The following is a 4,189-nucleotide window of genomic DNA, read 5'->3' on the forward strand; positions in this document are numbered from 1 at the left end:
AAAGTATATATACTTTATATCTTTTTATTTTTATTTTTTAGTTAAATAGTCTAATGTTTTTAGCTTATATCCTTCTTGTTCCCAATGAGTTATTACTTCATCTAATATTTCTGTATTAGTTTTAGAATTAGGATGAAGTAAAACTATTGCACCTGGATGAGTTCTAGTATATATTTTATCTTTTGCAAATTCATGGGACGGTTGTTTATCATTGTACCAATCTACGTATGCAAAACTCCAAAATATTGAACTATATCCTAAATCTTGAGTATATTTTAAAGACTGTTCACTAAATTTACCCATTGGAGGTCTAAAATACTTAGGCATATCTTTACCAGTAACCTCTTTATATGCTTCTTCTACACTTGTAATTTCAGTTTTAAATTTTTCAAAATCTGTAATTGAAGCCATAGAAGGATGAGATTTTGAATGATTACAAACTAAATGGCCTTCTTTTTCCATTCTCTTTACTATATCAGGGTTACTCTTTATATAGCTTTCTACTACGAAGAACTGAGCCTTAGCATTATGCTTTTTTAAAGTATCAAGAATGCTTTCAGTATTACCATTTTCATATCCAGCATCAAAAGATAAATACAACACTTTTTCATTTGGATCGCCTACATAATAAGAACTATACTTATTGAAAAAGTTAGCTTCTTTAATAGGTTCCGGTTGCTTTCCGTCATTTCTAGGATTGAAATACCAACTATACTCCTGAGTGCTAAGAGAGCCATTTGATATTTGAGTTTTAGTTTTATTTAGCATGTAAAAGTTAGTACCAACTAATCCTCCAAATACTAAAACAAAAAATCCTATTATGAAATAAGTTCTATAATTTCTTTTATTCATAATATCACCTCTAGTAGTTTGTATAATTTAAAATGATTGTGAACTTAGATATAGTTTCTATAATAAAATTAAAATTATACATTTTTAATTACGCTTTTACTTTTTGGGCAAAATTATCATATAATTATTAAGTATGTAAATATAATTGACAATTGAAAGGGCAAATTAAATGAAAGAAATTATAAATAAATTATCTAAAAAAGTACCAAGTGTTTTAGATAATATTATATATTTAGATATAAAAATTAATGGATTGGATCCAATATATTCCAAAATAATAGAAATTGGTGCTGTCAAAATACAAAATAGAGAAACTGATACATTTGATATATTATTAAAAGATGAGAAATGCATTTCTCTGGAAATAAAAAATAAATTTATAAATTTCTTAGAGGACAAGCTTATTATTATTCATAATGCACAATTAAAAAAAGAATTTATAAACCACTATATACCAGAAATAAAAAATAATATTATAGATTCAATGGAATTAGCTATAATATTAGAGCCATACCATAAAGAATATAGTTTAGAATACTTAAAAAAAACAATAACCAATGATAAGTCAGATGAAAAATATAAATTATTAGATAATTGTTTTGATAATATAAATATTGTAAACGCACTACTTATAAGGCTTAAAGAAAATGAGAAGTCTACATTAGAGCCATTAACATTTAAGATAAATTCATACTTAAATAGCTATAGTTTAGATAAATGGGAATGGAGTGATTTGATAGATAATGCAAATTATGACCAAAGTGATTTAGTAAGTATAGTTTGTGAAAATAAAGAAAATGAAATAGAAAAAAATGAAGAATCAAAAGAAAGATATATTATAAAACAGATTAACAAAAATAAAATGGTTTATGAAGAACTATTAAAAGACGAAAACATATGGGCAAGTAAAGAGGGATTTATGTATGAATATAGACCTGGCCAATATGAACTTACGAAAATGATAAGAGAAACATTTAGAAAAAATGGAGGAAGTGCTAAAATTGCATGTATAGAAGCACCAACGGGTATAGGAAAAAGTGTAGGATATTTGGTTAGCGCTATTTTAGAGGCTAGATTCACTAAAAAAAGAGTAATAATATCTACAGATACTAAAGAACTACAAATTCAGTTAATAAATAAAGATATTCCTAATGTATTAAATTCTTTAGGGTTAAATAAAAAAGTAAGTTATGGATATATAAAAGGAAAAAATAATTACATTTGTGTTGAAAAACTAGAAAGCTATAAAAGAGAATATCATGCTAAAGAATTAAATAAAAATGATATACTTTCAATTATCTTATTAGAAAGATTAACTGAAGATGGTAAATATGGAGATATAGAAGAGATAAATCACTTAATAATTCAACATTTCAAAGAGTTAGAATTTCACATAAAATATATATGTTGTGATCCAAATTTATGTAGACCTAAAAAATGTTTTAAGAATTGTCTATATAAAAATAGAGTTGAGGAATTAAAAGAAGAGGATATAACGGTAATAAATCATTCTCTTTTAGCAAAGTGGCCATATAAAGAAGAAAAGCCATTAGAAAATATTATAGTAGATGAAGGACATAACTTAGTGGAAAAAGGTTATGAATTTTTCTCAAATGTTATAGATTATAAAATGCTAAATCATTTTTTACAAGAAATATATCCTTATGAAAATATAAAAAATAGTCCATTTGTATATGATAATAAAAATTAAGCGAATTGGTAAGATAAAGCCATTTGATAAGTTTTACCATCATGTGCATTTTGATAGAAATATAAAAGATAAAATAAGCAGAAATATAAACTTAATAGTAGAAGAAATGAGCTCAATATTAGCTTTTGGAATAAATAGCGGATATAAAGATTTAAGTAAGTATAATTTAAGGTGGGAGTTAAATTTACAAGAAAATGAAGTAGCCGGAAAAGTTAAAAGTGAAAATAATTATATTGATGTTAAATATAATTTATATAGTGATAAAATAAAAAACAGTTGTGAAAGTATAATAAGAAATTTGGTATCAATTTTAGTAGTAATAGATAGAAACTTAGATGAAGATAGTATAGATAAAGAAGCTGAAGTTTATAAGTTTGGAAAAGCTAGAATAAAAGAGTTAGAGGATATAAAAACTACCTTTGATTTATTTATGGAATATAGTGAAGATGATGATTTTGCAAGGATAGTAGATATAGATAGAAATTATAATAATTTTGAGCTTAGGGTAGTACCTCTTAAATTAGCACAGCTATTTGAGGAAAATATATTATCACAAATAGATAGTGGCATATTTTTATCTGCTACTTTAAGTATAGAAAACAACATGGATTATTTTAAAAGTACATTAGGTATAAATAGAGTGGATAATGTAGAAAAAATTATAGAACCACTATATGATTATAAAAAAAGAGTATCAATAATTGGTATAAATGATATATGTACTTATCAAAATAAAGATTTTCCAAAAGAGATGGGTAAAATTATAGGGAATATATCTCAGATAACAGATGGTCATTTACTATCACTATTTAATAGTAAAGATAGACAAGAGAGAACTTATGATATTTTAAAAGAGCATTTAAACAATAAAAATATGGAAGTATATATGAATAAAAAAGGTATAAAGAACTTAAAAGATATAAATAAAAGATGTATAGTATTAGGCTCAAAAGGATGCTTTGAAGGGGTAGATGTTCCGGGTGACGGGTTAACATGTGTCACATTAGATAAAATACCCAATATAAATCCTAAAGATCCTTTGTACTCTACAATAATGAAAAAATATAATTTGCCGTATTATAAAATAAATTACCCTCAGATGGCTATAAAGGTAAAGCAAGCTATGGGGCGTATTTTAAGAAGCAAATTTGATTATGGATGCTTTATAATATTTAATACAGGAACTAATATAAATACATTAAAAAGACTAGAAAAAGATTTACATGAATGTAATATATCAATTATGAGTGAAAATAAAATATACAACTATATCAATCAGCATTTATATAAATCTAGGAAAGATGTAATGAATTTAGCCCTTACAGAAATAATATCATTACTAAATTATAATGAAAAAATAAGCATGAAAAATATAGAAAAATATATGAATAATGAAATGAAAAATAGGTCAATAAAAAGTAAAGTAATACATGAAGATTCAGAAGTTGATATTTTGAAAGTAAAGTACTTTAATCAAAACTATTTAATACATAAAGAAAAACTGAAAAAATAGTTTACAAAAAATGGATTTACATTAAAAATGCAATTGTTATTTTTAGAAATTCAAAATGCTAAAATAATACAAAAATATGAAAATATTATATAATAAAAAAGCTAGTTAAAGTA

The 4,189-nt window shown here is 24.2% G+C and carries 3 protein-coding genes; 2 read left to right on the top strand and 1 reads right to left on the bottom strand.

Translation table 11 applies throughout. The features are described 5' to 3' along the window. Positions 1-30: 30 nt before the first annotated feature. A complete protein-coding gene (pdaA, locus tag BN899_RS03685; protein WP_042273043.1) occupies positions 31-852 on the bottom strand; it encodes a delta-lactam-biosynthetic de-N-acetylase in 822 nt (273 codons plus the stop codon). 169 nt (positions 853-1,021) lie between these two features. Between pdaA and BN899_RS19525 the strand changes: the two genes are divergently transcribed. After that, a complete protein-coding gene (locus BN899_RS19525) occupies positions 1,022-2,563 on the top strand; it encodes a hypothetical protein (RefSeq protein ID WP_242824067.1) in 1,542 nt (513 codons plus the stop codon). After that, positions 2,547-4,076 (top strand): helicase C-terminal domain-containing protein, encoded by a 1,530-nt coding sequence (locus BN899_RS19530; protein WP_042273045.1) that lies wholly within the window; start codon positions 2,547-2,549, stop codon positions 4,074-4,076. Before BN899_RS19525 ends, BN899_RS19530 begins: the two co-directional genes overlap by 17 nt. Positions 4,077-4,189 lie beyond the last annotated feature (113 nt).

The sequence above is a fragment of the Faecalimicrobium dakarense genome (assembly GCF_000499525.1).
GTDB lineage: Bacteria > Bacillota > Clostridia > Peptostreptococcales > Peptostreptococcaceae > Faecalimicrobium > Faecalimicrobium dakarense.

Coding starts and splice junctions, on each gene's coding strand:
- pdaA (WP_042273043.1), bottom strand. CDS start 852: ATGAATAAAAGAAATTATAGAACTTATTTCATAATAGGATTTTTTGTT.
- BN899_RS19525 (WP_242824067.1), top strand. CDS start 1,022: ATGAAAGAAATTATAAATAAATTATCTAAAAAAGTACCAAGTGTTTTA.
- BN899_RS19530 (WP_042273045.1), top strand. CDS start 2,547: ATGATAATAAAAATTAAGCGAATTGGTAAGATAAAGCCATTTGATAAG.